Origin of the sequence: Halobacterium sp. CBA1132 (genome assembly GCF_001485535.1) — an archaeon.
Classification (GTDB): Archaea; Halobacteriota; Halobacteria; order Halobacteriales; family Halobacteriaceae; genus Halobacterium.
The window spans coordinates 342,632-365,700 of the sequence record NZ_BCMZ01000001.1 but is presented as its reverse complement, the minus strand read 5'-3'; the positions used below and the strand labels follow the sequence as shown (position 1 = coordinate 365,700).

Sequence of the window (23,069 nt, the reverse complement as noted above, 5' to 3'; positions counted from 1 at the left end):
CGAAGACCGCCGGACTCACCGGGGACCGAACGTACAAGGCCGTGTCTCTCCTCCGTGTGTACATGACTGCGGCCGGCATCTACGCACGCGAGGCGTCGTATCTCGACAGAGCCGTCCAACTCGGCGTCGCGGGCGACCGCGTCATCAACGTCTCCTTCCCCGAGGCGGCGCCCGCCGACGCCGACCCCGACCACCCGCTGCTCGACCGCGTCGAGGCGTACTTCGAGGGGAGCGAGGACGACTTCGACGACGTCGAGGTCGGCCTGACGGTCCCGACGAAACACCGCGAAGTCCTCGAAGCCGTCCGCAACATCCCGTACGGCGAACGCGTCACCGTCAAGCGCGTCCTCTCGATGGTCCCCGACGTCGACCCCGAGGACAGCGACGCGCGCGAGACCGCACGCGCCGCGCTCGCGGAGAACCCCGTGCCGCTTTTCATCCCAGACCACCGCGTCCGCGACGGCCCGAGCGGTGCGCCGCCCGAAGTCGCGGACCGACTCCGCGACCTCGAAGCCTGACTACCGCGCGTGGGCCGCGAACTCCGCGGCGTTCACGAGGTAGTGCGCGACGAACACGACGAGGAGGCTGCCAGTGGCGACGTACGCGGCGGCGAGCGCGAATCCCAGTAGCGTCGTGACGACGACGCCGGTCGCGCCCTGCGCGGTGTGTGCCGCGCCGAACACGACGCTGGACGCCGCCGCGAGCACCCACGGCGACACGCCGAACCCCACGGAGAGCGCGCCGACGAGAATCCCCCGAAACAGCAGTTCCTCGAAGCCCGCGACGACCGGGAGCGCGACGAAGCACAGAATCAGCCAGCCACCGCGCGACTCGGGCGTCAGCGCCTCCCGGAGCTCCTCGTCGTAGCCCAGCCCCGCGGCGTCGACCACGCGCATCGCGGCCTCGTTCCCGACCGCGAGCACGAACCCCGCGGCAACGCCGACTGCGACGAGGTCGGCGGAGACGGCGACGCCCAGCGAATCGACGGGAATCCGCGCGAGCCACACCGCGACCACGAGCAGCGCGCCGACGACCGCCTGCGAGAGCGTCGTCTGCAGCAGCAACTCGCCCGCCGTGAACTCCTCGGTTCCCTCGCCGACGACGCCCGCCGACGCTCGCGTGAGCGCGACGAGTCCAGCGGTCACCAGCAGCGCGAACGCCGCGAACGCGACCCAGTACGCCATCACGTCGGCGCACGCGGGACGCGCGTAGAAAAGTGGCGGTCACAGCGGTCGCGGAGGCGGTAGCGGAGAGAACCGAGAACACCCACCGCGAGCGAACGGAGTGAGCGAGCGGGCCGACGAACCCCCGGAGGGGGTGAGGACGGCTTTTTAGCGTAGCTTTTTGCCAGCGAACGAGGGCGCGTCAGCGCCCGAGAGAGCGCAGCAAAAAGGTCCTATTGCGGACTCGGCGAACTGCTGGTCGTCCCCGACTCCGTCTGGCCTTCGAGGGCCTTGCCGGTGATGGATTTGAGGCGGTCGACCAGGGAGTCCTTCTCGGGTTCGCCGACGAGCGCGACGTCGAGGACTTCGCTGATGTGCGAGACCGGGATGATCTCGATCTGGTCTTTGTACTCGTCCTCGATCATCACGTCCTGCTCGTTGGCTTTCGGGATGATGACGCGCTTGCAGCCCGCTTTCGCGGCGGCCTCGATTTTGTGCGTGACGCCGCCGACCGGCAGCACGTCTCCGCGAACGGAGAGGCTCCCGGTCATCGCGAGGTCCTGCGCGATGGGGATGTCTTCGAGCGCGCTGATGACCGCGGTCGCGACGGTAATCGAGGCGGAGTCGCCGTCGACGCCGCCCTCGCCAGCCTGGACGAACTGGATGTGCACGTCCTTCTCGGACATGTTCTCGTCGCTGAACTTCTTGATGATGGCGGAGACGTTCTCGACGGCTTCCTCGGCCATCTCTTTGAGCTGGCCGGTCGCGTAGATGCGACCCTCCTCCTGGCTCTGCGCGGGCGTGATTTCGGCCATCACGGGCAGCATGATACCGGAGTCGCCGCCCATGACCGCGAGGCCGTTCACGCGACCGACGGCCTCCTTCTCGGAGGTGCCGAGTTCGTAGTCCTTGCGGCGCTCGATGTAGTTGTCCACGAACTGCTGTTCGATGGACCGCGAGCGCTTCTTCGCCTGCAGGACGTCGTCGCGCGTGGTGAGTTCGTGGCCCTGCGAGCGTGCGATGTCGCCGGCGACCCGCACGAGTCCACCGAGGTCACGCAGTTCGAGCGTGAGGTGGTCTTTGCGGCCGGCGCGGCGCTTCGCTTCGAGGATGACCTCCCGGACGGCGTCGTCGTCGAAGTGCGGGAGCTGCCCGTCGCGGTCGACCTCTTGGGCGACGAAGCGCGCGAACTTCCGGCGCATCTCCGGGGTGTCCTCGATGGTGTCGTCCATGTACACCTCGTACCCGTACCCGCGGACGCGGGAGCGGAGCGCGGGGTGCATGTTCTCCATCGCGTCCATGTTCCCGGACGCGACCATGATGAAGTCACACGGCACGGGCTCGGTCTGCACCATCGCACCGGAACTGCGTTCGGACTGCCCGGTGATGGAGAACTCGCCCTCCTGAATCGCCGTCATGAGCTTCTGCTGGCTGCGGACGTCGAGCGTGTTGATTTCGTCGATGAACAGCACGCCCTTGTGGGACTTCTGGATGGCGCCGGCTTCGACGCGCTCGTGGCTCGGCGTCCCCATGCCGCCGGACTGGAACGGGTCGTGGCGGACGTCGCCGAGCAGCGCGCCGGCGTGGGCACCGGTGGCGTCCTCGAAGGGCGCGGTCTGACTGTCGGCGTTGTTGATGAGGAGCTTCGGCACCATCGCGTCGCCGCCGCGGTCGGTGTAGCGGAACGCCAGATAGATGACACCGGCTGCGAGCACGCCCAGTAGGACGTTGTGCGCCATGAAGAGCGCGTAGCCGACGACGAGCAGGATGATAATCCACATGAGGAACGACCGCATCTGGTTGCGTTTGCGGGCTTCCTCCTGGTGGGCTTCGACGATCTGTTCGCCCTTCCCTGCGGGAACGGTCCGGACTTTCGGTTCGTTGGAGTCGTCCGGGTTGTTGTAGACGAGAACGTCCTGGAGGCTCTCCTTCGGGAGGAGGTGGCTCATCGCCTTCGCGAGCATCGACTTCCCCGTGCCGGGGGAGCCGATCATCATCACGTGGCGGTGCTGTTTGGCCGCCCGCATGATGATGTCGCGGGCCTCGGACTGACCGATGACTTGGTCGACCAGTCGGTCGGGCACCTCGATAGCGGAGGTGTCCGGGATTTCGAGGCCGCCAAGCAGGTCGTCCTCGGCGTCGTCCTCGTTGATCGAGACGTCGCCTTCCACGCCGACCTCGCTGCCGAGGTCCTCGAGTTCGTCGAGGGGTTCGGCAGACTCGGGCGCCGACTCCTCGCCCTCCTCGGGGGCGTCCGGGTCGGCGTCCGGGTCTTCGTGGTGGGAGACGTCGTCAGTCGATTCGTTGCTCATAGAAGTGGTTTCGACACGTGAAAACACGGACGGGCGACTGATATACTTTCTCCCTCGGAAAAGCGCTTAACCGGCCGTATTACCCGGTTTCGGGCCCTCAATCCCGGGAACAGGATTTCGTCGTTCGTCGCCAGCGCGGCTGTGTCGGTGGCGGCGCCGAACTCGCCATTCTTATAGTCGCTGACGGGGTGTTTCGAGGTGACGACATGACCCGCGGGTTCTACATCGGTCGCTTCCAGCCGTACCACAACGGCCACCACCGCGTCGTCGAGCAGATTGCCACCGAAGTCGACGAACTGGTCGTCGGCATCGGGAGCGCGGGCGACTCCCACAGCACGCGGAACCCGTTCACGGCGGGCGAGCGCATCATGATGATTACGAAGTCGCTGGTGGATTTCGACCTCGTGACGTACGCCGTCCCCATCGAGGACTTGGACCGGAACGCGGTCTGGGTGAGCCACGTCCAGTCGATGAGTCCGAACTTCGACGTGGCGTACTCGAACAACCCGCTCGTGATTCGGCTGTTCAACGAGGCCGGCATCGAGGTCCGGCAGTCCCCGATGTTCGAGCGCGACGTGCTCGAAGGCACCGAGATTCGCCGCCGGATGGAGGCGGGCGGTGACTGGCGGGAACTCGTCCCGAAGCCGGTCGCGGACGTTATCGACGAAATCGACGGCATCGACCGCATCCAGCGCGTCGGCGACACGGACACCGGGGAGTAGCTGGCCAGCAGTTTTCAACGGCGGCGCCGTACGCGCGACGTATGCTAACGCTGAGTTCCGACTTCGGGACGCCGTACCCCGCGGCGATGAAGGGCGTGGTGTTGCAGTCGACGGACGCGCGTCTCGTCGACGTCGCACACGACTTCCCGCGGCAGGACGTGCGTGCGGCCGCATTTTGGCTACGGGAGGTGCTGCCGTACTTCCCGCCGGCAGTCCACCTCGTCGTCGTCGACCCGGGCGTCGGCACCGACCGGAAGGCAGTCGTCGTGCGCGCGGGCCGCCACGCCCTCGTCGCGCCGGACAACGGGGTCGCGGTTCCCGCGGCGCGACGAATCGACGACGACGTCGAGGTGTTCGAAATCGAAGTCGACGACCCCGCGAGTTCGACGTTCCACGGCCGGGACGTGTTCGCGCCCGCCGCCGCGGACGTCCACGAGCGCGGTGTCGAGGCGTTCGACGACTATCCGGGCTACGAGCGCCTCGACGACTACGAGACCGTGGCGTTCCCCGACCCGGACCTCGCGGGCGACGTGCTCCGCGGCGAGGTGCTCGTCGTGGACGGCTTCGGGAACGCCATCACGAACCTGCCGGGGCGCATCGTCGACGACCACTTCGGGGACTCCGTGCGCGTGAACCGCGACCGAGTGCGGGTCGAGCGGACGTACGCCGCCGTCGAACCCGGCGAGCGCGTCGTGACCGTCGGCAGCCACGGGAACGTCGAACTCGCCGTGAATCGCGGCCGCGGGGACGACGCGTTCGGCGTCGAACCCGGCAGTCCAATCGAACTCTCGTGGTGACGGTCGCGGTGACGGTGCGGACCGGCACGCCGCGCGTCACATCCGCGACTCAATGTCGTCCTCGAACTCGCCGAGTTGGTGTTGGATGGTGTCGCGTTCGAAGTAGAGGAGTTCCACCGCGACCGTGAGCACCGCGAGCACGACGACCATCCAGAACGTTCCGGGTTCGCGGTTGTAGAGGTTGTTGACCATCAGCGGCGCGAACCCGAGCGCGCCGACGGTGCCGACCGCTGGCAGCACGGGGTTGATGTCGGCGTCCGCGGCGTCGCGGTTGCGGAACGCGAGCAGGCTCATCGCGCCGAACACGACGATGAACGACAGCGACGCGAACGACGTGATGGCGCCGAGGCTCCCGTAGGACGCGAACGCCGCCGTCACCACGCCCAACGCGAGAATCGCCTTCTCGGGCGCACCGTCTGCGTCCGTGTCGCCGAACCGGTCCGGGAGCAGGTCGCCGCGGATGAGCCGCTTCGCGAAGTGCGCCGCGGAGAACAGCGTCGCGTTGATGGCGCTGCCCGTCGAGAACAGCGCCGACACCGAGACGACGACGAACCCGAGACTCGACAGTCCGACCACGGAGAGCATCTCGGAGGCGGCGTCCGCGAGCGCGACGTGCGGGTGGTGTTCGAGCGCCTGCGGCGCGAGGTTCACAGTGACGACGGCGACGAGGACGTAGATAGCGACCGCGGCGGGAATCGAGATGTAGACCGCGCGCCGAATCGTCTCGACGTGGTCACTGACGCTATCCTGGTCGTAGAACAGTAGCTGCCAGCCTTGGAACGCGACGAACGAGATGGCCGCCGCGACGACCGGCCCGACCGTCGTGAGCTGTCCGAAGCCGTAGGCCATCTGCGTCTCTGATAGCGACGTCGCGTAGACGAGTCCGAAGACGCCGAACGCGACCAACACGAGGACTTTCGCGGCGACGAGGACGTTCTCGGCGGTCCCCGTGGTACGCGCGCCGAGCAGGTTCAGCGCGACGAACAGCGCGACCGCGGCCACCGAGACGAGCGGCCGCATCGGCAGCCCGAACACCGCCGCTGGGACGACCGAGAATCCGAGCGTGAACTCCGCGAACGCGAACGCGTACATCGCCATCGACCCGACGTAGCCGAACAGCAGCGTCCACCCGAGCATCCCCGCCAGCGTGGTGTTCCCGACCAGCGACTGCACGAACGACACGGACCCGCCGCCGTCGTCGACGAGCACGTTGAGCTTGTTGTACGAGTAGCCCGCGCAGAGCGCGACGGCGCCCGCGAGCAGGAACGCGAACCACGTCGCGGCGTCCGTGACGCCCGCGACGACGCCCAGCACGGCGTAGATGCCACCCCCGATCATGCCGCCGAGCGCCATCGACACGCACTCCGTGAGCCCGAGCTGCTCGCTCATACCCGGGTCGTGTGGTCGAAGACGGGTAAGTGCTCGACGAGCGCGTAAAGATTGTGGCCGGGCCGCCAGCGGGGAGTCTGTCCGGGCGGGAGACGCGCAAGGGCACCGTCACACCGAAATACCCGGCCGGCGACGAACGCGTATGCTCGAACTGGAGCACGGGTTCCGGATTGTGGACCTGCACGCGCGGCTCCACGCCGGCCCGGGGCGCCCAGTCCGGGGCCGCACCATCGACGGCGAGGACCTCGAACGCGAGATGCACCAGGCCGGGGTCGTTCGCTCCGTGGTCTTCCCCGGGCCGCGGAAGGGCGAACAGGGCTACCTCCGCGCGAACAACGCGGTCGCGCGGCAGGCCGTCCAGCGGCCGTTCATCGCGTTCGCGCGCATCGACGGCCCCCACGACCCCGGCGACGGCGCGACCTCCCGGCTGAAGAACCTCCGGTCGTCGCGGACTGACTGGCAGACCTCACCGGAGGACGTCGAACAGTACGCCTACGACGACCGCTTCCACGGGTTCAAACTCGACCCGACCAGGGACGGCCTCCCCGAACCGGACGTCCTCGACGTGCTCGACGACGTCGGCCTGCCGGTGCTCGTCCACGGCGGCGAGGGGTTCCCGCCGAGCGCGCTGGACGCGACGCTGCTCGACCGCGAGTTCCCCGTAGTGCTGGCGCACTTCGGCGGCCACCCGCTCGACCGCGAACTGATGCACGAGGCCGTCGCGCTACTGGACAGCCACGACGACCTCTACCTCGACACGGCGGCGGTCCGGTACCGGGAACTGCTCGAACACGCCATCGTCGAGCACCCCGACCGCGTCGTCTTCGGGAGCGGCGCGCCCGCCACCCACCCGAACGTCGCGGTCATGGAGATTCTCACGCTCGACGTCACCGAGGACGCGATGCGGAAGGTGTTCGGGAAGAACGCCGTGCGCGTCGTCCCCGGACTCGACCGGGAGTGAGGGCGACAGAAAGCTTATCGCGCCGCCGGGAGTCTCACCGGCCATGAACGGGCAGTTGGAGTGGCTGGTGATGCTCGCGGTCGCCGTCGCCGTGATGCTGTACGGCGCGTACACGTTCGTCAACCTCTCGACGTTCCTCGCGGAACGGTTCCGGAACTGATTCTGACTCGGCAGTGCGTCGCCGAGCGCGGGCTACGAGGAGAGCGGTCAGCAGTCGTGGCGGACCATCGTTCGGTCCATGCGCGCGGAGACGCCGTTGGGGTTGCGTCGCGGGGTTCGGTCCGCCATCCGCGCGGACACCCCGTCCTGACTGCCCCGCCAGACGTTCGGGACGACGGCGCTGCCGGCGGCCGCCCACTCGGAGAGTTTCGCGTCGCCGCGCAGCACGTCCCCGCCGACCGAGAAGGCGTCCCCGAAGGCGTGTTTCGTGATGCGGGCGGCGATGCGCGCGCCGAATCCGTAGTTCTTCACGAGCCGGTACGCCAGCGACCGGTACTTCAGCCCCCACGCCGACTCCTCGGCGTCTTCCGGGAGTCGGTGGCGGATGTCGTCTTTCGCTTCACGGAGCACGACTGCGTCCGCGCCCCACACGACGTCGCGGTCCATGCCCGCCAGTCGGTGAGCGGCGTCGCGCGCGGCGCCAGTTTGGAGGTACTCGTCGAACCCGTCGAGGGCGTCGAGAGCGTCCCGGACGAACGCGACGTTCCCGCCGTCGAAGAACGTGACGTGGCGGCCCGCGACGGTCGCCGTTTCGACGGACTCCGTAGTGACACCGCCCTCGACGCGTCGGTGGACGGGGCCGGTGACCGCGTCGGCGCCGTCGTCCAGCGCGGCTTCGACGGCCTCCACCCAGCCCTCGCGAATCTGGGAGTCCTGCCCGACGAACGCGACGACATCGCCGTCTGCGGCCGCGACGCCGGCGTTGCGGGAGGCGTTGAGGTTTCGCTCGGAGAGCTCCAACAGCAGGTCGGCTGCGTCGTGGTCGCGCACCATCCCGGACGTCCCGTCCACGGACGGGCCGTTGACGACCACGACCTCGGCGTCGGGTGCGTGGGCCGCGAGCGCGTCCAGCGACGCTGCGAGTACGTCGCGGCCGTTGAGGGTGGGCACCACTACCGAGAGGTCCATAGCGTACACGAACCCGCGCTGTGGTAAAAACGTCCCGGGTCGAAACCCCCGAAATCGTCCGCGAACTCACACGAGCCGTGGGTTTCTGTCAGACGCTCGTCTGCCAGTACGACACCGACGCCAATGACCGGCCGACCGGCGTCCCGCCGATGGCCGTGTCCGCGCGCCGAATCGGGTCTGCGATCCAGTCCGGCACCTTTCGGTAGAAGCCGTACGGCACGAGGAAGTCGTGCTCGTCGTCCACGAGGTCGAGGCCGGCCTCGTCGACGAGCCGTCGGACCTCGCTGTCGCCGTACAGCCGCGACCCCATCGGGAGCAGCCAGTTGTACAGCGAGCGCGTGCTGAACCGGTTGAAGGTGTCGAAGAACACGCAGTCCTTGGAGACGCGCGCCATCTCCGTGAGGAACCGCGCCGGCGTGTCCGCGAGGTGGAAGAATCGCATCGCGAACACGGTGTCGAAGTGGTCGTCCGGGAACGGGAGTCGCCCGGCGTCGCCGCGCATGAACTCGATGGTGTCCGCGACGCCCGCTCGCTGGGCTTTTTCGCGGCCCTCTTGGAGCATCGGCCCGGAGATGTCCAGCCCGGTGATGTCGGCGCCGCGCTCGGCGAGCATCACCGTGAAGCGGCCGGTGCCACAGGCGATTTCGAGGACGCGCTGGTCCTCGACCGGCCCCACTGCGTCGAGGACGGCCTCTTTCTCTCGTCGGTCGATGAGCCGGCCGCCACGGGAGAATCGCTTCTCGTCGTACTCCTCCGCGACCTCCGTGGCCTGGTACCACTCCTGTCCCTTCACGCTTCTCGCTTGCACTTCGGGGGCGGGTGGTTAAAACCGTACTGGAAACCACGCGACAAACACGACGCCCGAGAGGTGGCGGCGTGCCGGGCCACCGGGAACGAGTCCCCCGCCGTGTTCCCCCTCACCATCTCGGCGTGAAGTCACAGGTGGTCGTACCGCGCGAGCGCGCTCAGACATCATTATACGATATAAGGTGTATAGTCCCACGGGTAGACAACCTTTACCTCCCTCAGTATGTGAGAGAGTTCCATGAGCACGTCCGCCACGGAGCACCAGTCACTCATTCAGGACGACGAAGAATTCCGCGAGCGCCTGCGCGAACTCCCGCCGAGCGCGAAACTCGTCGCGAAAGTTCTCGAAATCGACGCGCCGCTCTCGCAGGGCCAACTCGCGGAGGAGTCCCTGCTGCCGGACCGCACCGTCCGGTACGCGCTCAACCGCCTCGACGACGCGGACCTCGTCGGCTCCCGCTACAGTTTCCAGGACGCCCGCAAGCAAGTGTACTTCCTCGAGAACTAACCGCCGGTTTTTCCTCGCAGCGTTCCACGCTCCACTCGTGATAGCGCGCTACGCAGTTCCAGTCCAAGCGCCGGTGCCCGGCGGCGCGACGAACGCGTACGTTCTCGGCGAGGGCGAACACCTGCTCGTCGACCCCGCGGGTCGCACGCCCGGCCTCGACGACGCGGCCGACGGAATCGACCACGTCGCCGTCACGCACACCCACCCCGACCACGTCGATGCAGTCGCCGACTACGCGGCCGAAGCCGACGCGACAGTGTGGGCGTACGCGCCGTACGCAGCGCGGTTCGCGGACGCGACGGGCACCGAGCCCGACCGGCTGTTCCGGCCCGGTGACACGCTCGCGGACACCGGCGTCTCGGTGCTGGCGACCCCCGGCCACGCGCCCGACCACGTCGCGTTCGTCACGGACGGCGAAGCGGTCACGGGCGACCTCGTGTTCGACGACGGGAGCGTGTTCGTCGGTACGCCGGACGGCGACATCCGCACGTATCTGTCGTCCCTGCGTCGCCTGCTCGCCCGCGACTTCGACGCGCTCCACCCCGGCCACGGCGACCCAATCGAGAATCCCGACGAGCGCGTCCGCGAGACGTACTTCCACCGCCGCGACCGCGAGCGCAGCGTCCGCGCCGCCGTCGAATCCGGCGCCGAGACCGTCGACGAGATTCTCGACGCCGCCTACGAGAAAGCGCTCGGCGACGCCCGCGGCCTCGCCGCGAGAGTCGTCCGCGCGCACCTCCAGAAACTCGCCGTCGAGGGCCACGTCGCGTGGGACGGCGACCGCGCCCGCCCGCCAGCCGGCGAACAGTAGCCGACGAACCAGCCGGTGTAGCAGGACGAATTGAATCAACCGGTGGGCGAGGAACGAAAGGGGCCGACCGGTCGCGGTCGCTCGCTCGCTGCGGTCCTCGCCCTCCGGCCTGCGGTCCTTACGTCGCGAGCGACCGCGAGCGGGAGGGGGGCTTTCGAGGTGTCGTAGATGAAGCGGGACGCACAGGAGAAAAGAGACCAACCGATACCTAGCCCGCGAGTCTTTTCCGCACTCATCGCCAACTCACGACCATGGAGGAACTCGAAGTCGAACTCGAGCGCGCCCGCGACCTCGACGTCGCGGCGCTCGCGGACGCCATCGAGACCATCGGCTTCGAGTGCACGCGCTGCGGGGCGTGCTGTAAGAGCGAGGCCGACGACCCCCACACGGCGACGGTGTTCCCGGACGAGGTCCGGGAGTTGGAGGACGCGACCGACCGCGACTGGCGGGAAATCGCGCGGCCGATGCCGTACGGCCTCGACGAGGACGGGACCGGAGAAACATTCGAGTGGGCGCTCCAGACGGCGGCGTGCGGGGACTGCTCGTTCTACGAGGAGGAAGAGGACGGCACGGGCGCGTGTACGGTTCACGACAGCCGACCGCTCATCTGCGAGACGTACCCGTTCAGCGTCGCGCTCGGTGGGACGAGCCAGCCGATGGGCGAGGCGGTAGATGAATCCGGGATGGTGCGCGCCCACGAGTGCGAGGGACTGGGCCGCGACATCTCCCGTGAGGACGCCGAGTCGCTGGCGGCGGCGCTGAAGGAGCGAGCGGTGCGCGACATCGAGGAAGCCATCGGCGTGCGGGACAACTACGAGCCCGCGAACCCCGGTCCCGGCGAGACCGTCGTCCACGACTCCGAGGGCGCGAAACGGCCGGACGGGACGCCCACCGGGGACTGAGCCGTCGCCCGTACCGTGGCAACGATTAAGTCACGGGGCCGACACGCACGAATGGAGACCTGCCATGGAAATCTCTGACCAACTCCTCTGTCTGTTCAGTGCGGAAGTGACTGTCAAAGACGACGAGTACGTCGTCGAAATCCCGCGGAGCGAAGTCGAAGCCGGCTCGGTCGAACCCGGTGACGTCTACCGCGTCGCGCTCATCTCGCAGGCCGAAGCCGAGACCGGGACCGAGACCGAGACGACGAGCGAGCCCGCCGAGTCCGAACCCCAGCCGCCCGTCGAGGAGGGCGAGATTCGGTACGTCGAAATCGAGGACATCGGCAAGCAGGGCGACGGCATCGCGCGCGTCGAACGCGGCTACGTCATCATCGTGCCGGACGCCGAAATCGGCGAGCGCGTGAAAGTAGAGGTGACGGAAGTCAAGTCGAACTTCGCGGTCGGCGAAATCATCGAAGACGAGTACTGAGCGCGCCGGAGCCGGTTTTTACTGCGTGAACTTCGCGAGGTCCGCGTCCTCGACGCTGGGCGCGGAGTCGTGGGGCCGGTCGACGAGCAGGTCGCCGGCCGTGGACTTGCCGATGCCGGGAATCGCCGTGAGTTCGTCCATCGACGCGTCGTTGACGTCGAGTGGGTGCGGGACGCCCGTGACCGAGCGGTAGCCGTGGTCGGTGACCGCGACGTCGATGGTCCGCCCGAGTTCGCGCTCGCCGGGAATCCCCACGAGCAGCGAGTACGTGCCCAGTTGCCGGCCGAACGTCTTCCCGTCCTGGTGGTACTCCAGGTGGACGTCCTTCAGGAGCGTGCCCGGCGGCACCACGCGGTTCAGCATCGCGTTGTCGATGTTCTCCCGCACGTCCTGCTTGTAGCGCTTGAACTGCCGCTTGTGGTCCTCGGCGAGCTGGGCGCCCGTCTCCGCCATGTCGGTGCCCTCGAACGCCATCACCTGCCGGATGTTGATGCGCCGGAGCATCAGGCCCTCGTCGAGCACGCTCTGGAGGAAGCGCTTGTTGTGCGCGAACGTCTGCTCGCGTTCGCCCGTCAGGCCGTGGACGAGGTTGATTCCGGGCAGGATTTTGGGCAGCCGGTTCGTCGCCTCGTCGCCCCACGTGGGGGCGTCCTCGGGGGACTCGCCGGGCCGCCAGCCGCCGACCTCGTTGACGACGCGAACGGCCTCCAGACACTCCTCGGCGGACACGAGGAGGTTGTTCTCCTCCTGCACCACGGGGTCCGCCGACTCTAAGCCGAACGCCGCGGTGTCGCCGGCGGTGTTGTGCTCGGCGATGATGCGGATGGCCTCCCGGGACTTCTCGGGGTAGTCCACGATGGTCACCGGGTTCATGTTGTCGAGGTGCAGCGTTTCGAGGTTCGGGGCGACCTCCCGAATCCCCTCGTAGAGCCGCCGGAGCGCGTCCGGGTTCGGCGCCTCGCCGTCCCCGCCGAACGCGAGGATGTCGGCCTGCCGGCCGAGCCGGAAGTGGCGCGCGCCGTGGTCGGAGAGGTTCCCGACCTCTCGGACGACGCTGTCGGCGCTCCGGAACCCGGGGTCGCCGTACATCGGCTCCGTGCAGAACGAACAGCGGTACGCGCACCCCCGCGAGGTCTCCATCTCGCAGATGAGGTAGTCCGGGTAGTTCGGGTGCTGCTCGACGACGAACGCGCCCTTCGCCCCCCAGCGGTCGATTTCCTCGTTGTCGCGGTAGCGGTCCTCGAACCCTTCGAGACCATTCTTCACGAGGTCGTAGACGGCGGCCTCGACGTCCGCCATGGCGAGGAAGTCGAAGTCGAGGTCCGAGCGCTCCATCTCCTGGGCGCCCGCGTTCTCCTCGCCGACGCCGAAGCGAACCGGCCCGCCCATGATACTCGTGCCGTCCGCGAGCCACGCCAGCTCGCGCACCTCGTCGGGCTCGGCGGGCGTCCCGCCGACGTACTTCCCGGGGACGGTCATCCCGCCGACGTAGACGAAGAGGTCCGCGTCCGCGACGTCGTTGAACTTCGACTTGTTCTCGCGGAGTTCGTCGATGGTGTGGTACGTTATCTGCTCCTCGGGGATGCCGGCGTCCACGAGCGCGCCGGCCGCGTACCGCGGATACGTGGAGATGTACGGCGGCACACCGAAGTGCGCCGGCTCGTCGACGTAGCCGTCGACGAGCGTCACGTCCAACTCCGCGGGGTCAATCATACACCGGCGTTGGGCTTCGACGCGTAAGAACGTAACTACACGTAGATGCGGCCCTCGACAGGTGTTCCGTCATTCGTCTCGTCTATTGCGAGATTCCCGCGGTTACGGAAAGCCGCGTTTGCCGCGATGAGGCTGTCAATCCCGTCAGCCTCGGCGTCGTTAACGAGGTGTTCGCGTTCTATTTCACTGGCTTCCGGGAGAAATTCGCCGAGGAGGGCATCGCGTTTGTCGGCGGCGCTTTCGGTATTCGACTTGTATCCTCGTGGAGTTAGTTCGGTCTGCTGCTGAATCGTGGCTGCTGGATACACTTCGATGACGGTCGGCTGTGTTCCCGGCGGAGAGAACATGGGCGCGATTTGTGCAGACTCCGTAAGGGTGAGCGGCCGGAGCAGGTCACGAATACCGTAGTATGTCTGTAGTCGAATCTGTGCGTTGTACGGACAGAGGCCTCCCGAGTCGCTCTCAGTCTGCCGGTTGAGTTGCACGCCACTTTCCTCTCCGACGAGCCTCGCCCGGTCGGAACAGACGCGTTGTAAATTCTCCGGGCTCAGGAACTCGTCGGGAAAGCAGGTGACGAAATCTTCCCAGTCAGGCTGAGAGAGTATCGGTTCCGGGAGTGAAAACGGAAAATCGAATCCGAACAAGGTGCGGTCGTCACGAGACTGGATGTCTCGGAGGAGTTCCCGGAGAACGACATCACGTGACTGGGACGAAAGGTCGAGAAAGTCGTCGATTCGCTGGACGGAATTAACGACAAAATCGTCGCTACTGACGTCAGCTTCAGTTATCCAAATTTTCTCGCCCGCAGTACTGGAGCCACTGAAGTCCACGCCGTAGACGGTCTCGAAGCCCATACCACGGACTGACACCCGTCAAACAAAACCGTTCGCCCGCTCGGTGGCCGTCCGGTGCTGGTACAGCAGGCAGCCCGCGAGCACGAGCCACGCGCCAATCGTCGGCGGAAGCACGAACGAGAACAGGGCGCTCGCGGCGTTCCGGACGACGCTGGCAGCACCCGCCGGCAGCACGGCCGTCATCGATGTGACGCTCGCCCACGTGACGGGGACCAACAGCAGAAGCGCGCCGGCGAGGAAGAGCCGCCGCGGCCACCCGTCGTCGAGCACGTAGAGCAGCGGGAGCAGCGGAAACAGGGCGAGAATGACGTAGAACGGCTCCAGCGGGAGCAACAGAAGCGTGGCGAGCAGCGTCCCTTGGAGCGCGACGAGGCGACTGCGGGCGTCCGCGACCACGCGGTTCACGCCGGCGAAGACGGGCGCGAGGACGAGCGCGCCGATTGGGAGCAGCCACGACGAGGACAGGCCGGGCGCGAGCACGGCCAGCTGGCGGCGGACCGTGGCGTACGGCGCCGTGTGGTCGGGGCCGCCGGCGAACGACGCGACCGCGGTTTCGCCGGCGAGCGTCTCGGTGACGTACGTGACCGAGGCGTCCGGACCGAACACGAGCACGCCCGCGGCGATGCCGGCCAGTCCCGTCGCGGTGGCGGCGGCGACGGCCCGCCACCGCCGCTGGCGGAGCAGCCAGACGCCGACGAGCGCGGGAAACAGTTTCACGAGCGCGACCAGCCCGAACGCCGCGCCGGCGGCGGTGTCGCGGCCGCGTTCGAGGAGGACGGCGCCGCCCGCGAGCCCGAGCGCGAGCAGCGGGTTCACTTGCCCCATGACGAGGTTGACGCCGACGGGGCCGACGAGGAAAACGGCCGCTGTCAGGAGCACGCGGTCGACCAACGGGGGACCGCGAACCGAGTGAGTAGCGAGGTCGACGCCCACGCGCTCCGTCGCGCGAACGACGAGGACGGCGAGCGTCCCGAGCGCGGCGAGGTTCAGGCACCACTGGAGCGCGTACGCGAGCGTGGGGTCGCCGAGCGCGGCGTGCGGGGCGAACGCGAGCGCGACGATAGGCGGGTAGACGAAGCCGGTCTGCCCGAGAGGGTTGACGGCGTAGATGTCCGCGCCGCGGAACGCGGCGCGCGCGGCGTAGTAGTAGACGTCCGTCGCGAGACCGACTTGCTCGGGGTTCCGCAGCGGGAAGAGCGCGGTGTTCGCGACGCCCGCCAGCACGCTGGCGAGGAGAACGAGTCGGGGTGCGCGGACCGAAGCCATGCCTCACGCACCGACGCGACGGCACTTTCGTCTTGGGGAGCGCCCGCAGTCGTTCTCACCGCAGCCCGCCCCTTTTTGCCCGCGCCGCTCCAACTATCGCGTATGCCCGCTACTGAGGAACTGAAGTGCACGAGCGACGACTGCGAGCTGGACATGTTCGAGAACCACTACACGTACGACGTCAGCGAGGACCTCACCATCGAGGACCTGCAGTGTCCGCTGTGTGGTGAGACCGACTCCTTGGAGCGCATCGAGTTATGACGGTCCGCGAGTTCGCGGCGGACATCAGTGACGCCGTCTTCCAGCGGCTTGGCCGCGCGGCCTCCCAGATGCAGGAGGAGTCGCCGCTGCCCGTGGACGTGCTCGAGAGCGACGACGAGTACCTCGTCGTCTTCGACGCACCGGGCGTGACCACCAGCGACGTGCAGGTGAACTACGTCGAGGGCGCCGTCGAGGTGCGCGTGGACCGGTTCAGAGAGTTCCGCGAGGGCTTCGAAATGCTGTTCCCGGGTCGCGGCCTGCAACTCGACGGCCGCGCGGAACTCCCACCGGACGCCGTCGTGGACGCCGAGGCGGCGCGCGCGGAGTTGCGCGACAACGGCGCGCTGTACGTCTTCCTCCCGAAGGGCGAGCGCGAGGGCACCGATGTCGACGTGACGACGCCCGAGGACGACGAGTAGCGCGTCAGTCGACGGTCATCCCTTCGACGACGTCGAACTGCTCGTCGCCGTCGAAGCGCGTCGGGTCGAACGCGGGGACGCCAGTCCCGCCGAGGATTTCTTCCGCGATTGCTTCGCCGGTGGCCGGCGCGCGCATGAAGCCGTGGCCCTGCCAGCCGGCCGCGACGTAGAGGCCATCTTCGAGTTCGCCGAGCAGCGGGTCGCGGTCGGGCGTGGCGGTACAGAGGCCCGCCCACGCGCGGTGGACGTCGGATTCGTCGACGGGGAGGCGGTCGGCGAGGCGGTCGCGCATCGCGTCGACGAACCAGTCGTCGCCGTCCCGGTCGTACGTCTCGGGGTCGGCTTCGGCCTCTTCGGTGCCGTCGCCGGCAAGCAAGCCCTCGGGGTGTGGGCGCGCGTAGTAGCCCTCGGTGGCGTCGTACAGCGTTGGAATCGGTTCTGAGAAGTCGGCGGTGAGCGCCTGCACGCGGTAGGGTTTCAGGGGAATCGAGACGCCGGCGTCGGCGAGCACGCGGGCGGTGTGGGCGCCGGCAGCGACGAGCACGGCGTCGTACGTCTCGCCGTTCACGCGCGGCGGGCCGAGGGAGACGCTCGCGGCGGTGTGCTCGCGGAGGTCGACGCCCGCCTCGGAAGCCAGCGCCGCGACGGCGTCGGCGTACGCGGCGGTGTCCGCGACCCCGGCGTTGCGCGCGACGGCGGCTTCGACGATGTCGTCCGTGCGAAGCGCGGGAAACTCGGCGGCGATGTCGTCTGCGTCGACGCGCTCGACGCGGCGGTCGTGGCGCTGCATCCCCGCGACCTGCTCGCGGATGGCGTCGGCCTTCCGGCCGGGTTCGGTGACGAACCAGAGGTACGGCGCTTCCTCGACGGCGAACTCGCCGGTGCCGGAGAGCGCGCGGAAGCGCTCGATGGCGCGCGCGGCGACTCGCGCGTCCACGTCCTCGGCGTAGGCGTCGTAGAGGATGCCGGCGGCGCGGCCCGTGCTCTCGCCGGCGACGCTGCCGCGCTCGTAAACGGTGACAGCGGCGCCCCGCGCTGCGAGGTCGTGGGCGGCAGTCAGTCCGACGGCGCCGGCGCCGACGACGGCGACCGAGCGGCCGGCGCCACGGTCGTCGTCGCCGGCGTCACTGAACTCGTCCATGCCGACGGATGCGCCGCGACCGGCATAACTGGTGCGAACCGCGGAGGCCGGCGCAGTCCGTCAGTTTCACTTTCACCGCGCACGGGTGGGGTTCAAGCGGGTAGCGGGTGAGGTGAGAGTATGGCACTGCAGCACCGACGCCGCTCGCAGTCGAACCCCGACAGCGCCCAGCGCCGCATCGAAGTCTCGGAGATGACCGCCGCCGGCGTGGCCGCCTACGCCGACACCCACGAGGAGGCGTTCATCGAGCGTCGCGGCGGGAAGACGTTCCTCGTCACCGTCGAGTAGCGCTCACGCGCGGAGGCGACGGGCGAACCGCCACGCGTCGTGGCCGGCTTCGCCGGGGTGCGGGAGGCCGAGTCGGTACCGGAGCCGGTCGCGTCGCTTCAGCGAGTCGAAGACCGCGGGCTCGTCCAATCCCCACGTCTCCACGGGGCGATAGCGCCCCGCGGACCGGCTGAGAATCGCGTTCGCCGCGTGGCGCCCGGCTTCGTTCGCGGCTTCCATCGTCGCGAGGTCCGTCTCGACGCGCACGTAGTCGGCCGCGAGCACGAGGTTCTCGGCCTCCGTGCCGGCTTCGGGGCGGTGGCGGAGGCTGTCGACGGTGTTGATGACGAGCGGCGAGCCGTTGTGCAATCCCTCGGGGCGGGCCTCCAGTTCCGGGTCGAGGAAGTGCGTGACGCGGGCGTCGTCGGGGAGGGCGTCCGTGCCGAGGTGGGCTTGCAGTTGCGCCCAGATTTCTTCGACTGCTTGCTCGCGCGTGCACTCGTGGCCGGGCTTGTCGTAGAGAATGCCCGGCGTCTCCCAGTCGGAGGCGATGACCGAGAGCACGCCCTCGACGCGGCCGTCGGTGCGCTCGCTGGGGTCGTGGTCCCGCCAGAACTGGCGCTGGCTGATGGCGGTCAGCGCCCACGGCGAGTCCGCGAACACCGCGTGGCCCGCCGCCAGTTGGATGTCGCGGTCGAGGTAGAACTGGACGCCGTTCATCCACGCGGTGTCGACGCGAGAAACACCAGATAGCGACGGTGCTGCCGCCGTCAAGTCGGGAGTCAGGAGCGACGCCATCACGTCGACGGGGAGAGCGGCGACGTAGTAGTCCGCGGTCACGCGCTCGCCGTTCACGACGGCGGCCGTGACGCGCTCGCCGTCACTCTCGATTGCGTCGACGCGCGCGCCAGTCTCGATTGTGACGCCGCGTTCGCGGAGGTGCGCCGCCCACGGCTCCAGCCACACCTCGCTGGTCGGGCCGTCGAGCACGCGCTCGGCGGGCGCGTCGGGGTCGAGTTGCCCGAACAGCAGTTGGAGGTAGATGGAGCCGACAGTGCGCGCGCTGCCGTCCTCGGGCCGGAGCGCGACCAGCGACTGCGTGGACCGAGCGAGGTGTTTGCGGTACGCTGGGGACATCTCGTCGGCGTCGATGAACTCCCACCACGACGTGCGCTCGAACTCGTCCTCGCGGCGCTCTCGGCACGAGGTCAGCAGGACGGCGAGCCGCGAGAGGAAGTGCGCGAGTTCCCGGGTGGACACGTCGTCGCCGGCGACCTGCGGCCGGAGCGCTTCGAGCCACTCGCGGGGCGTCGACGGCTGCTCGGTGGACGTTCGCACGGCGTCGCCGTCCGTGCCAGCGAGCAGCGTCTCGCTGGTCGGCACGAGGTGGTCCTCGACGCTGCCGCCGGCGCCGTCGGGAGTACGCGCCATCGTGTCGACGACGTTGCGGTAGTACGCGGGGAAGAAGCGGAAGCCGTGTTCGCCGAGCAGCGGGTGGTCGGCGTCGTCGACGGGGACGCTGCGGGCCTTCCCGCCGACGCGGTCGTTGGCCTCGTAGACGGTGACCGAGAAGCCGCGCTCGGCGAGTTCGTGCGCAGCGGTGAGACCGCCGATTCCGCCACCGAGCACCGCGACTGACGGCGAGTCGGACATACCTGGTGTTGGCGCCAGTCCACCTTCAGCGTGTGGTTTGTTCCCACGTCAGTCGTCGGGTTCGACTTCGACGACTTCGGGCTCCCGGTCGGGCGGCGTCCACCCGACCGCGAGGTCGAGGAACTGCACGAGGATGCGAGCGGTCGCGCCCCAGACGGTGTAGCCGTCGACGTGGAAGAAGTGGACGATGGCCTCGCCGTACGAGGGGTGGATGCGCTTCTCGACCTCGTAGTTGTCGGGGTCGGTGAGGGCCGCAATCGACAGCACCACCACCTCGTCGACTTCGCGCTCGTCGGGGACGAACTCGCGGTCCGGGACGCGCGCGACGAACGGCGTCACGGAGTACCCCGTCACCGTGGCGATGTCGTCGAGTCGCCCGACGTCGGATAGCTCCTCGGGAAGGAGGCTGATCTCCTCGTACGCCTCGCGGGCCGCGGTCTCCCGGAGGTCGTCGTCGCTGGGCTCGCGGCCGCCGCCCGGGAAGCTCATCTGCCCGGGGTGTTCGCCGAGGTGGTCGGCGCGCTTCGTGAACACCAGCGCCGGGCCGTCGTCGCGCTCGACGACGGGAACGAGCACCGCTGCGTCGCGCTCCTCGTCGGTGACCCGTGCCGGCTGGTGGGCGGCGACCCGCGACAGGTCCATACCCGGGGGAAACACCGCGACACTCTTAACTCACGCGCAGTCCCGCTCACTCGGTCAGCGCGTCCCGGACGTCCGCGAGGTCGACGGGCGCCCACGCTTCCGCGTCGTACGTCACGTCCACGAGGTACCGCGCGCGCTCGCCGTCGGCGTCGGGGACGTCGGATTCGAGGCGGGCGCGCACCGCGTCGGCGAGCGTCTCGCGGTCGAGGTCGCGGCGCTCGACGTCCAGAATGTGGGGGAGGTCGACCGCTCCCTCGGGAAGTTCGGGGAACGCGACCGGGCCGGGAACGAGCACGCGGTCGCCGTCATCGCGGTCGACGGCCACGAGGTAGTACTCGCGGAGCGCGTCCATCACCGCCTCGTCGGCGGCGTCCGCGTCGAAGTCGTCGCCGCGCTTGAACGCCAGTTCTTCGAGCGCGTCGTGGAGTTCCGCGTGGGTGAGCGCGCCGAAGAGGTCCACGACGCCCGCGAGTTCGTCGCCGTTCACGGCTCCCCGTCGGTCGCGGAGTCGCTTGAACCTCCCGCTGTCGCGGCGGCCTCCTCGGCGTCCGCGGCGGCCGCGGCGGCGACGTCGCCGGCGTCGAGGCTGGTGTCTGTCCACGCCGGCAGCCGGGTGTCCGCGTCGGGTTCGGCGATGGCGTCGGCGTACGTCCGCGTCTGCGCGCGCTCCTGCTCGCCGTCGTAGTCGAGGTCGTTGAACGCGGCGTCCGCGCCGTACGCCCGCACGAACCGGTCGGCCGCGTCGAGGTAGCGCTCGGCGAGCGCGTCGTAGTCCACGGCCACGCCCGCGTCCTCGACGGCGCGGAACAGCGCCGCGCCGACGCCCTCGCTCATCTCCGAGAGCCCCGTCGGCCCGGAGACCGCGCGGTGGTCGTGCTCGTAGCGCCCGAGATCGACTTGCGCGGTGCCGTCGGTGCCCGCGAGCCGGAACGCCTCGCCGAGCGTGCCGACCTCCAGCCCCCACCGGCGCTGCACGCGCAGGCCGCGCGCAAGGTCGCTCGTCATCGCGCACTCGCCGGCGAGCGCGTACCGGAACGCCCCGAGGAAGTCCAGTATCTCGTGGTCGTGCGAGTGCGCGAGGGCGTCCACGAGCGGTTCGTAGAACAGCCTGAAGAGTCGGCCGTACAGGCGGTCGTTCTCGACGCGCGCGTAGTACCCCTTCGCGAACTCGAAGCCCTCCGCGAGCGGGAACAGCAGCTTCCGGACGTCGCGAGCCTCGTAGGTCGTGGTGTCGGCGTCGTGGACGACGACGTAGTCGTGGCGCGCGGCGACCCCGAGCGCCAGCCAGACGTCCCGGCCCTTCCCGCGCTCGCCGGCGAGTCCCGCGTCGCCGAGCAGGGCTTCGACCCGCGGGCCGTCGCACCACAGCACGGTCAGGGGCACGTCGAAGTCCGCGAGCCAGTCACAGAACTCGGGGACGCGCTCGGCGGGCGCGCGCAGCGGGACGACGACCTCTGCGGGGTCGACGCGTTCGAGTTCGGAGAACACGCGCTCCGGGGCGAGGCCGGCGTACTCGCGGTCGGTCATCGGCACGACAACGGCCGCCCGGCCCGTCGGCGCGTCCGGGTCGGCGCCGCCGTAGTCGTGGAGCGTCGCCACGCGCTCCTGCGTGTAGTCCATACCCTCGCTGGGCGCGCCGGCGGGAACTAACTTGCGCCAGCGGGCAGCCGACCGGCCCGGTAGAGACCGACCATCGCCACGAGCAGGACCGCGAGTCCAGCGCCAGCGACGCGGAAGACCCCGTCGTAGGCGAAGCCCGCGCCGACCAGCGACCCGACGACGACGCTCCCCATCGCCTGCACGACCATCATCACGGAGCTGTAGCCGGCGTACGCGCTCGCTCGGTCGCTGTCGGGGAGGCTGTCCAGCAGGAACGTGTCGATTGCCGGGAAGAGGCTGTGGACGGCGTATCCGAGCACCACGGAGACGGCCGCGACGGCGACCACGCCGTCGACGAGCGTCATCGCGAGCAGCGACGCGATGAAGCCCCCCAGCACCGCGAGCATCAGCGGCACGTGCCGGAACCGGTCGGCGAGCCGGCCGGTGTACCAGAACGCCGGCACGCCCGCCGCGAACACCACCGTGAGGAGGGTTTCGGCAGTACTACTCGGGATGTTCTTGGTCTCGGTGAGGTACTTGATGTAGAAGTTGAAGAAGCCGTTCCAGACGAGACCCGCGACGCCGACGATGACGACGCCGAGCACGACGATGCGGTACTGGCGCCGAATCGCGCCGAGCAGGTCGCGGTCGGCGGCGCCGGCCTCGGGGAGGTCCGTGCGGCCGGCGAGCACGTAGATGACGACAGTGACGACGACCGCGGCCGCGGACAGCAGGTAGAACGGCGCGCGCCACGAGTAGAACTCGAGGAGGACGCGGCCGACGAGCACGGGCGCGAGCGCGGCCGCCAACTGCGAGGCGGTGCCGTGGACGCCGACGACGCGGCCGACGCGCTGGGGGAACAGCTCGCTGATGAGCGGGTTCGCGGCGACGAAGTACGCGCCCGACGCGAGGCCGACGAGGAACGCCCCGACCATCACGAACTCGATGGAGGGCGCGAACGTCATCCCCGCCGAGGACACCGCCAGCAGCGCGCCCGTGCCGAGGACGACGTGGTGACGGTCGACCCGGGTCAGCAGCCAGCCGGTCGGCAGCCGCGGGAGCGCGCTCCCCAGCCACGCCAGCGTCGCCACCAGCCCGACGGCGGCGTCGGTCGCGAGGAAGTCCGCTTGCAAGGGGGCGACCAGCGGCGCGAACACGACGCGCCCGAAGTTCACGAGGAACACGAGCGCGCACAGCGAGCCGAACAGCCGGACGCGGCGCGCGTCACTGGCAGACGTACTGGACACGGGCGGACTTGGCGACCCCCGAGGTCAATTCTTGCGGT

At 69.0% G+C, this 23,069-nt stretch carries 25 protein-coding genes; 11 read left to right on the top strand and 14 right to left on the bottom strand.

Annotated elements, in window-relative coordinates:
• Positions 1-62: 62 nt before the first annotated feature.
• Positions 63-518 carry an MGMT family protein gene (locus tag AVZ66_RS01855; RefSeq protein WP_058981252.1) on the top strand — a complete coding sequence of 152 codons (456 nt, stop codon included), beginning with the start codon at positions 63-65 and terminating at the stop codon, positions 516-518.
• On the opposite strand, the gene AVZ66_RS01850 is transcribed toward AVZ66_RS01855, so the two are convergent.
• On the bottom strand, positions 519-1,184 hold the full coding sequence (locus tag AVZ66_RS01850; protein WP_058981249.1) for a CPBP family intramembrane glutamic endopeptidase: 666 nt from the start codon (positions 1,182-1,184) through the stop codon (positions 519-521). It abuts the gene before it with no gap.
• A gap of 212 nt (positions 1,185-1,396) precedes the next feature.
• A complete protein-coding gene (lonB, locus tag AVZ66_RS01845; RefSeq protein WP_058981247.1) occupies positions 1,397-3,475 on the bottom strand; it encodes an ATP-dependent protease LonB in 2,079 nt (692 codons plus the stop codon).
• A gap of 206 nt (positions 3,476-3,681) precedes the next feature.
• On the opposite strand from lonB, the gene AVZ66_RS01840 reads away from it, so the two are divergent.
• Both AVZ66_RS01840 and AVZ66_RS01835 read left to right on the top strand, forming a co-directional pair.
• Complete coding sequence (locus AVZ66_RS01840) at positions 3,682-4,197, top strand: nicotinamide-nucleotide adenylyltransferase (protein ID WP_058981245.1); 516 nt, start codon at positions 3,682-3,684, stop codon at positions 4,195-4,197.
• A 41-nt stretch (positions 4,198-4,238) separates the two neighbouring features.
• The gene (locus AVZ66_RS01835) at positions 4,239-4,994 is read left to right on the top strand and encodes an S-adenosyl-l-methionine hydroxide adenosyltransferase family protein (RefSeq protein WP_058981243.1); all 756 of its coding nucleotides are present in this window, start codon (positions 4,239-4,241) and stop codon (positions 4,992-4,994) included.
• 36 nt (positions 4,995-5,030) lie between these two features.
• Here AVZ66_RS01835 and AVZ66_RS01830 read toward each other — a convergent pair whose 3' ends face one another.
• Positions 5,031-6,383, bottom strand: coding sequence for an APC family permease (locus AVZ66_RS01830; RefSeq protein ID WP_058981241.1), 1,353 nt, complete (start codon positions 6,381-6,383; stop codon positions 5,031-5,033).
• 142 nt (positions 6,384-6,525) lie between these two features.
• Between AVZ66_RS01830 and AVZ66_RS01825 the strand changes: the two genes are divergently transcribed.
• Positions 6,526-7,344 (top strand): amidohydrolase family protein, encoded by an 819-nt coding sequence (locus AVZ66_RS01825; RefSeq protein WP_058981239.1) that lies wholly within the window; start codon positions 6,526-6,528, stop codon positions 7,342-7,344.
• Positions 7,345-7,551: 207 nt separating this feature from the next.
• On the opposite strand, the gene AVZ66_RS01820 is transcribed toward AVZ66_RS01825, so the two are convergent.
• Both AVZ66_RS01820 and AVZ66_RS01815 read right to left on the bottom strand, forming a co-directional pair.
• A complete protein-coding gene (locus AVZ66_RS01820; protein WP_058981237.1) occupies positions 7,552-8,472 on the bottom strand; it encodes a glycosyltransferase in 921 nt (306 codons plus the stop codon).
• Between the two features lie 88 nt (positions 8,473-8,560).
• Entirely contained in the window at positions 8,561-9,265 is a 705-nt protein-coding gene (locus tag AVZ66_RS01815) for a class I SAM-dependent methyltransferase (protein WP_058981235.1), read from the bottom strand.
• A gap of 252 nt (positions 9,266-9,517) precedes the next feature.
• On the opposite strand from AVZ66_RS01815, the gene AVZ66_RS01810 reads away from it, so the two are divergent.
• The 4 genes from AVZ66_RS01810 to AVZ66_RS01795 all read left to right on the top strand — a co-directional run bounded on the left by AVZ66_RS01810 (position 9,518) and on the right by AVZ66_RS01795 (position 11,969).
• Positions 9,518-9,787 (top strand): helix-turn-helix domain-containing protein, encoded by a 270-nt coding sequence (locus AVZ66_RS01810; RefSeq protein ID WP_058981233.1) that lies wholly within the window; start codon positions 9,518-9,520, stop codon positions 9,785-9,787.
• A 37-nt stretch (positions 9,788-9,824) separates the two neighbouring features.
• A complete protein-coding gene (locus tag AVZ66_RS01805; protein ID WP_058981231.1) occupies positions 9,825-10,598 on the top strand; it encodes an MBL fold metallo-hydrolase in 774 nt (257 codons plus the stop codon).
• A gap of 251 nt (positions 10,599-10,849) precedes the next feature.
• The gene (locus tag AVZ66_RS01800; RefSeq protein WP_058981229.1) at positions 10,850-11,500 is read left to right on the top strand and encodes a YkgJ family cysteine cluster protein; all 651 of its coding nucleotides are present in this window, start codon (positions 10,850-10,852) and stop codon (positions 11,498-11,500) included.
• Between the two features lie 64 nt (positions 11,501-11,564).
• Positions 11,565-11,969 carry a TRAM domain-containing protein gene (locus tag AVZ66_RS01795; RefSeq protein WP_058981227.1) on the top strand — a complete coding sequence of 135 codons (405 nt, stop codon included), beginning with the start codon at positions 11,565-11,567 and terminating at the stop codon, positions 11,967-11,969.
• A gap of 18 nt (positions 11,970-11,987) precedes the next feature.
• On the opposite strand, the gene AVZ66_RS01790 is transcribed toward AVZ66_RS01795, so the two are convergent.
• Genes AVZ66_RS01790 through AVZ66_RS01780 form a run of 3 tightly spaced genes read right to left on the bottom strand, consistent with a single transcriptional unit; the run spans position 11,988 to position 15,802 of the window.
• A complete protein-coding gene (locus tag AVZ66_RS01790; RefSeq protein ID WP_058981224.1) occupies positions 11,988-13,682 on the bottom strand; it encodes a radical SAM protein in 1,695 nt (564 codons plus the stop codon).
• A gap of 35 nt (positions 13,683-13,717) precedes the next feature.
• Complete coding sequence (locus AVZ66_RS01785; protein WP_058981222.1) at positions 13,718-14,536, bottom strand: DUF429 domain-containing protein; 819 nt, start codon at positions 14,534-14,536, stop codon at positions 13,718-13,720.
• Positions 14,537-14,554: 18 nt separating this feature from the next.
• On the bottom strand, positions 14,555-15,802 hold the full coding sequence (locus AVZ66_RS01780; RefSeq protein WP_058981220.1) for a glycosyltransferase family 87 protein: 1,248 nt from the start codon (positions 15,800-15,802) through the stop codon (positions 14,555-14,557).
• A 102-nt stretch (positions 15,803-15,904) separates the two neighbouring features.
• Between AVZ66_RS01780 and AVZ66_RS16530 the strand changes: the two genes are divergently transcribed.
• Together AVZ66_RS16530 and AVZ66_RS01775 are read left to right on the top strand one after the other, a co-directional pair.
• Positions 15,905-16,063 carry a hypothetical protein gene (locus tag AVZ66_RS16530; RefSeq protein WP_197407708.1) on the top strand — a complete coding sequence of 53 codons (159 nt, stop codon included), beginning with the start codon at positions 15,905-15,907 and terminating at the stop codon, positions 16,061-16,063.
• The gene (locus AVZ66_RS01775; RefSeq protein WP_058981218.1) at positions 16,060-16,482 is read left to right on the top strand and encodes an Hsp20/alpha crystallin family protein; all 423 of its coding nucleotides are present in this window, start codon (positions 16,060-16,062) and stop codon (positions 16,480-16,482) included. The genes AVZ66_RS16530 and AVZ66_RS01775 overlap by 4 nt, the downstream gene beginning before the upstream one ends.
• Positions 16,483-16,486: 4 nt before the next feature.
• On the opposite strand, the gene AVZ66_RS01770 is transcribed toward AVZ66_RS01775, so the two are convergent.
• On the bottom strand, positions 16,487-17,623 hold the full coding sequence (locus tag AVZ66_RS01770; protein ID WP_058981216.1) for an FAD-binding oxidoreductase: 1,137 nt from the start codon (positions 17,621-17,623) through the stop codon (positions 16,487-16,489).
• A gap of 120 nt (positions 17,624-17,743) precedes the next feature.
• Here AVZ66_RS01770 and AVZ66_RS16090 point away from each other — a divergent pair, with 120 nt between their 5' ends.
• Positions 17,744-17,911 (top strand): hypothetical protein, encoded by a 168-nt coding sequence (locus AVZ66_RS16090; protein WP_157575574.1) that lies wholly within the window; start codon positions 17,744-17,746, stop codon positions 17,909-17,911.
• 3 nt (positions 17,912-17,914) lie between these two features.
• On the opposite strand, the gene AVZ66_RS01765 is transcribed toward AVZ66_RS16090, so the two are convergent.
• Genes AVZ66_RS01765 through AVZ66_RS01745 form a run of 5 tightly spaced genes read right to left on the bottom strand, consistent with a single transcriptional unit; the run spans position 17,915 to position 23,031 of the window.
• Positions 17,915-19,543: an FAD-dependent oxidoreductase gene (locus AVZ66_RS01765; protein ID WP_058981213.1), complete on the bottom strand. Its 1,629-nt coding sequence runs from the start codon at positions 19,541-19,543 to the stop codon at positions 17,915-17,917.
• Between the two features lie 48 nt (positions 19,544-19,591).
• Entirely contained in the window at positions 19,592-20,185 is a 594-nt protein-coding gene (locus tag AVZ66_RS01760) for a CoA pyrophosphatase (protein ID WP_058981212.1), read from the bottom strand.
• Positions 20,186-20,231: 46 nt separating this feature from the next.
• A complete protein-coding gene (locus AVZ66_RS01755) occupies positions 20,232-20,672 on the bottom strand; it encodes a hypothetical protein (RefSeq protein WP_058981210.1) in 441 nt (146 codons plus the stop codon).
• Entirely contained in the window at positions 20,669-21,805 is a 1,137-nt protein-coding gene (locus tag AVZ66_RS01750) for a hypothetical protein (RefSeq protein WP_058981207.1), read from the bottom strand. The genes AVZ66_RS01755 and AVZ66_RS01750 overlap by 4 nt, the downstream gene beginning before the upstream one ends.
• A 26-nt stretch (positions 21,806-21,831) precedes the next feature.
• Positions 21,832-23,031: an MFS transporter gene (locus AVZ66_RS01745; RefSeq protein ID WP_058981205.1), complete on the bottom strand. Its 1,200-nt coding sequence runs from the start codon at positions 23,029-23,031 to the stop codon at positions 21,832-21,834.
• Positions 23,032-23,069: the final 38 nt, after the last annotated feature.

Excerpts from the sequence above, each read along its gene's own strand:
- AVZ66_RS01835 (WP_058981243.1), top strand. The coding sequence starts at position 4,239 with ATGCTAACGCTGAGTTCCGACTTCGGGACGCCGTACCCCGCGGCGATG.
- AVZ66_RS16530 (WP_197407708.1), top strand. The coding sequence starts at position 15,905 with ATGCCCGCTACTGAGGAACTGAAGTGCACGAGCGACGACTGCGAGCTG.
- AVZ66_RS01825 (WP_058981239.1), top strand. The coding sequence starts at position 6,526 with ATGCTCGAACTGGAGCACGGGTTCCGGATTGTGGACCTGCACGCGCGG.
- AVZ66_RS01840 (WP_058981245.1), top strand. The coding sequence starts at position 3,682 with ATGACCCGCGGGTTCTACATCGGTCGCTTCCAGCCGTACCACAACGGC.
- AVZ66_RS01790 (WP_058981224.1), bottom strand. The coding sequence starts at position 13,682 with ATGATTGACCCCGCGGAGTTGGACGTGACGCTCGTCGACGGCTACGTC.
- AVZ66_RS01780 (WP_058981220.1), bottom strand. The coding sequence starts at position 15,802 with ATGGCTTCGGTCCGCGCACCCCGACTCGTTCTCCTCGCCAGCGTGCTG.
- AVZ66_RS01800 (WP_058981229.1), top strand. The coding sequence starts at position 10,850 with ATGGAGGAACTCGAAGTCGAACTCGAGCGCGCCCGCGACCTCGACGTC.
- AVZ66_RS01830 (WP_058981241.1), bottom strand. The coding sequence starts at position 6,383 with ATGAGCGAGCAGCTCGGGCTCACGGAGTGCGTGTCGATGGCGCTCGGC.
- AVZ66_RS16090 (WP_157575574.1), top strand. The coding sequence starts at position 17,744 with ATGGCACTGCAGCACCGACGCCGCTCGCAGTCGAACCCCGACAGCGCC.
- AVZ66_RS01770 (WP_058981216.1), bottom strand. The coding sequence starts at position 17,623 with ATGGACGAGTTCAGTGACGCCGGCGACGACGACCGTGGCGCCGGCCGC.
- AVZ66_RS01855 (WP_058981252.1), top strand. The coding sequence starts at position 63 with ATGACTGCGGCCGGCATCTACGCACGCGAGGCGTCGTATCTCGACAGA.
- lonB (WP_058981247.1), bottom strand. The coding sequence starts at position 3,475 with ATGAGCAACGAATCGACTGACGACGTCTCCCACCACGAAGACCCGGAC.
- AVZ66_RS01850 (WP_058981249.1), bottom strand. The coding sequence starts at position 1,184 with ATGGCGTACTGGGTCGCGTTCGCGGCGTTCGCGCTGCTGGTGACCGCT.
- AVZ66_RS01775 (WP_058981218.1), top strand. The coding sequence starts at position 16,060 with ATGACGGTCCGCGAGTTCGCGGCGGACATCAGTGACGCCGTCTTCCAG.
- AVZ66_RS01760 (WP_058981212.1), bottom strand. The coding sequence starts at position 20,185 with ATGGACCTGTCGCGGGTCGCCGCCCACCAGCCGGCACGGGTCACCGAC.
- AVZ66_RS01750 (WP_058981207.1), bottom strand. The coding sequence starts at position 21,805 with ATGGACTACACGCAGGAGCGCGTGGCGACGCTCCACGACTACGGCGGC.
- AVZ66_RS01820 (WP_058981237.1), bottom strand. The coding sequence starts at position 8,472 with ATGGACCTCTCGGTAGTGGTGCCCACCCTCAACGGCCGCGACGTACTC.
- AVZ66_RS01765 (WP_058981213.1), bottom strand. The coding sequence starts at position 19,543 with ATGTCCGACTCGCCGTCAGTCGCGGTGCTCGGTGGCGGAATCGGCGGT.
- AVZ66_RS01795 (WP_058981227.1), top strand. The coding sequence starts at position 11,565 with ATGGAAATCTCTGACCAACTCCTCTGTCTGTTCAGTGCGGAAGTGACT.
- AVZ66_RS01785 (WP_058981222.1), bottom strand. The coding sequence starts at position 14,536 with ATGGGCTTCGAGACCGTCTACGGCGTGGACTTCAGTGGCTCCAGTACT.
- AVZ66_RS01810 (WP_058981233.1), top strand. The coding sequence starts at position 9,518 with ATGAGCACGTCCGCCACGGAGCACCAGTCACTCATTCAGGACGACGAA.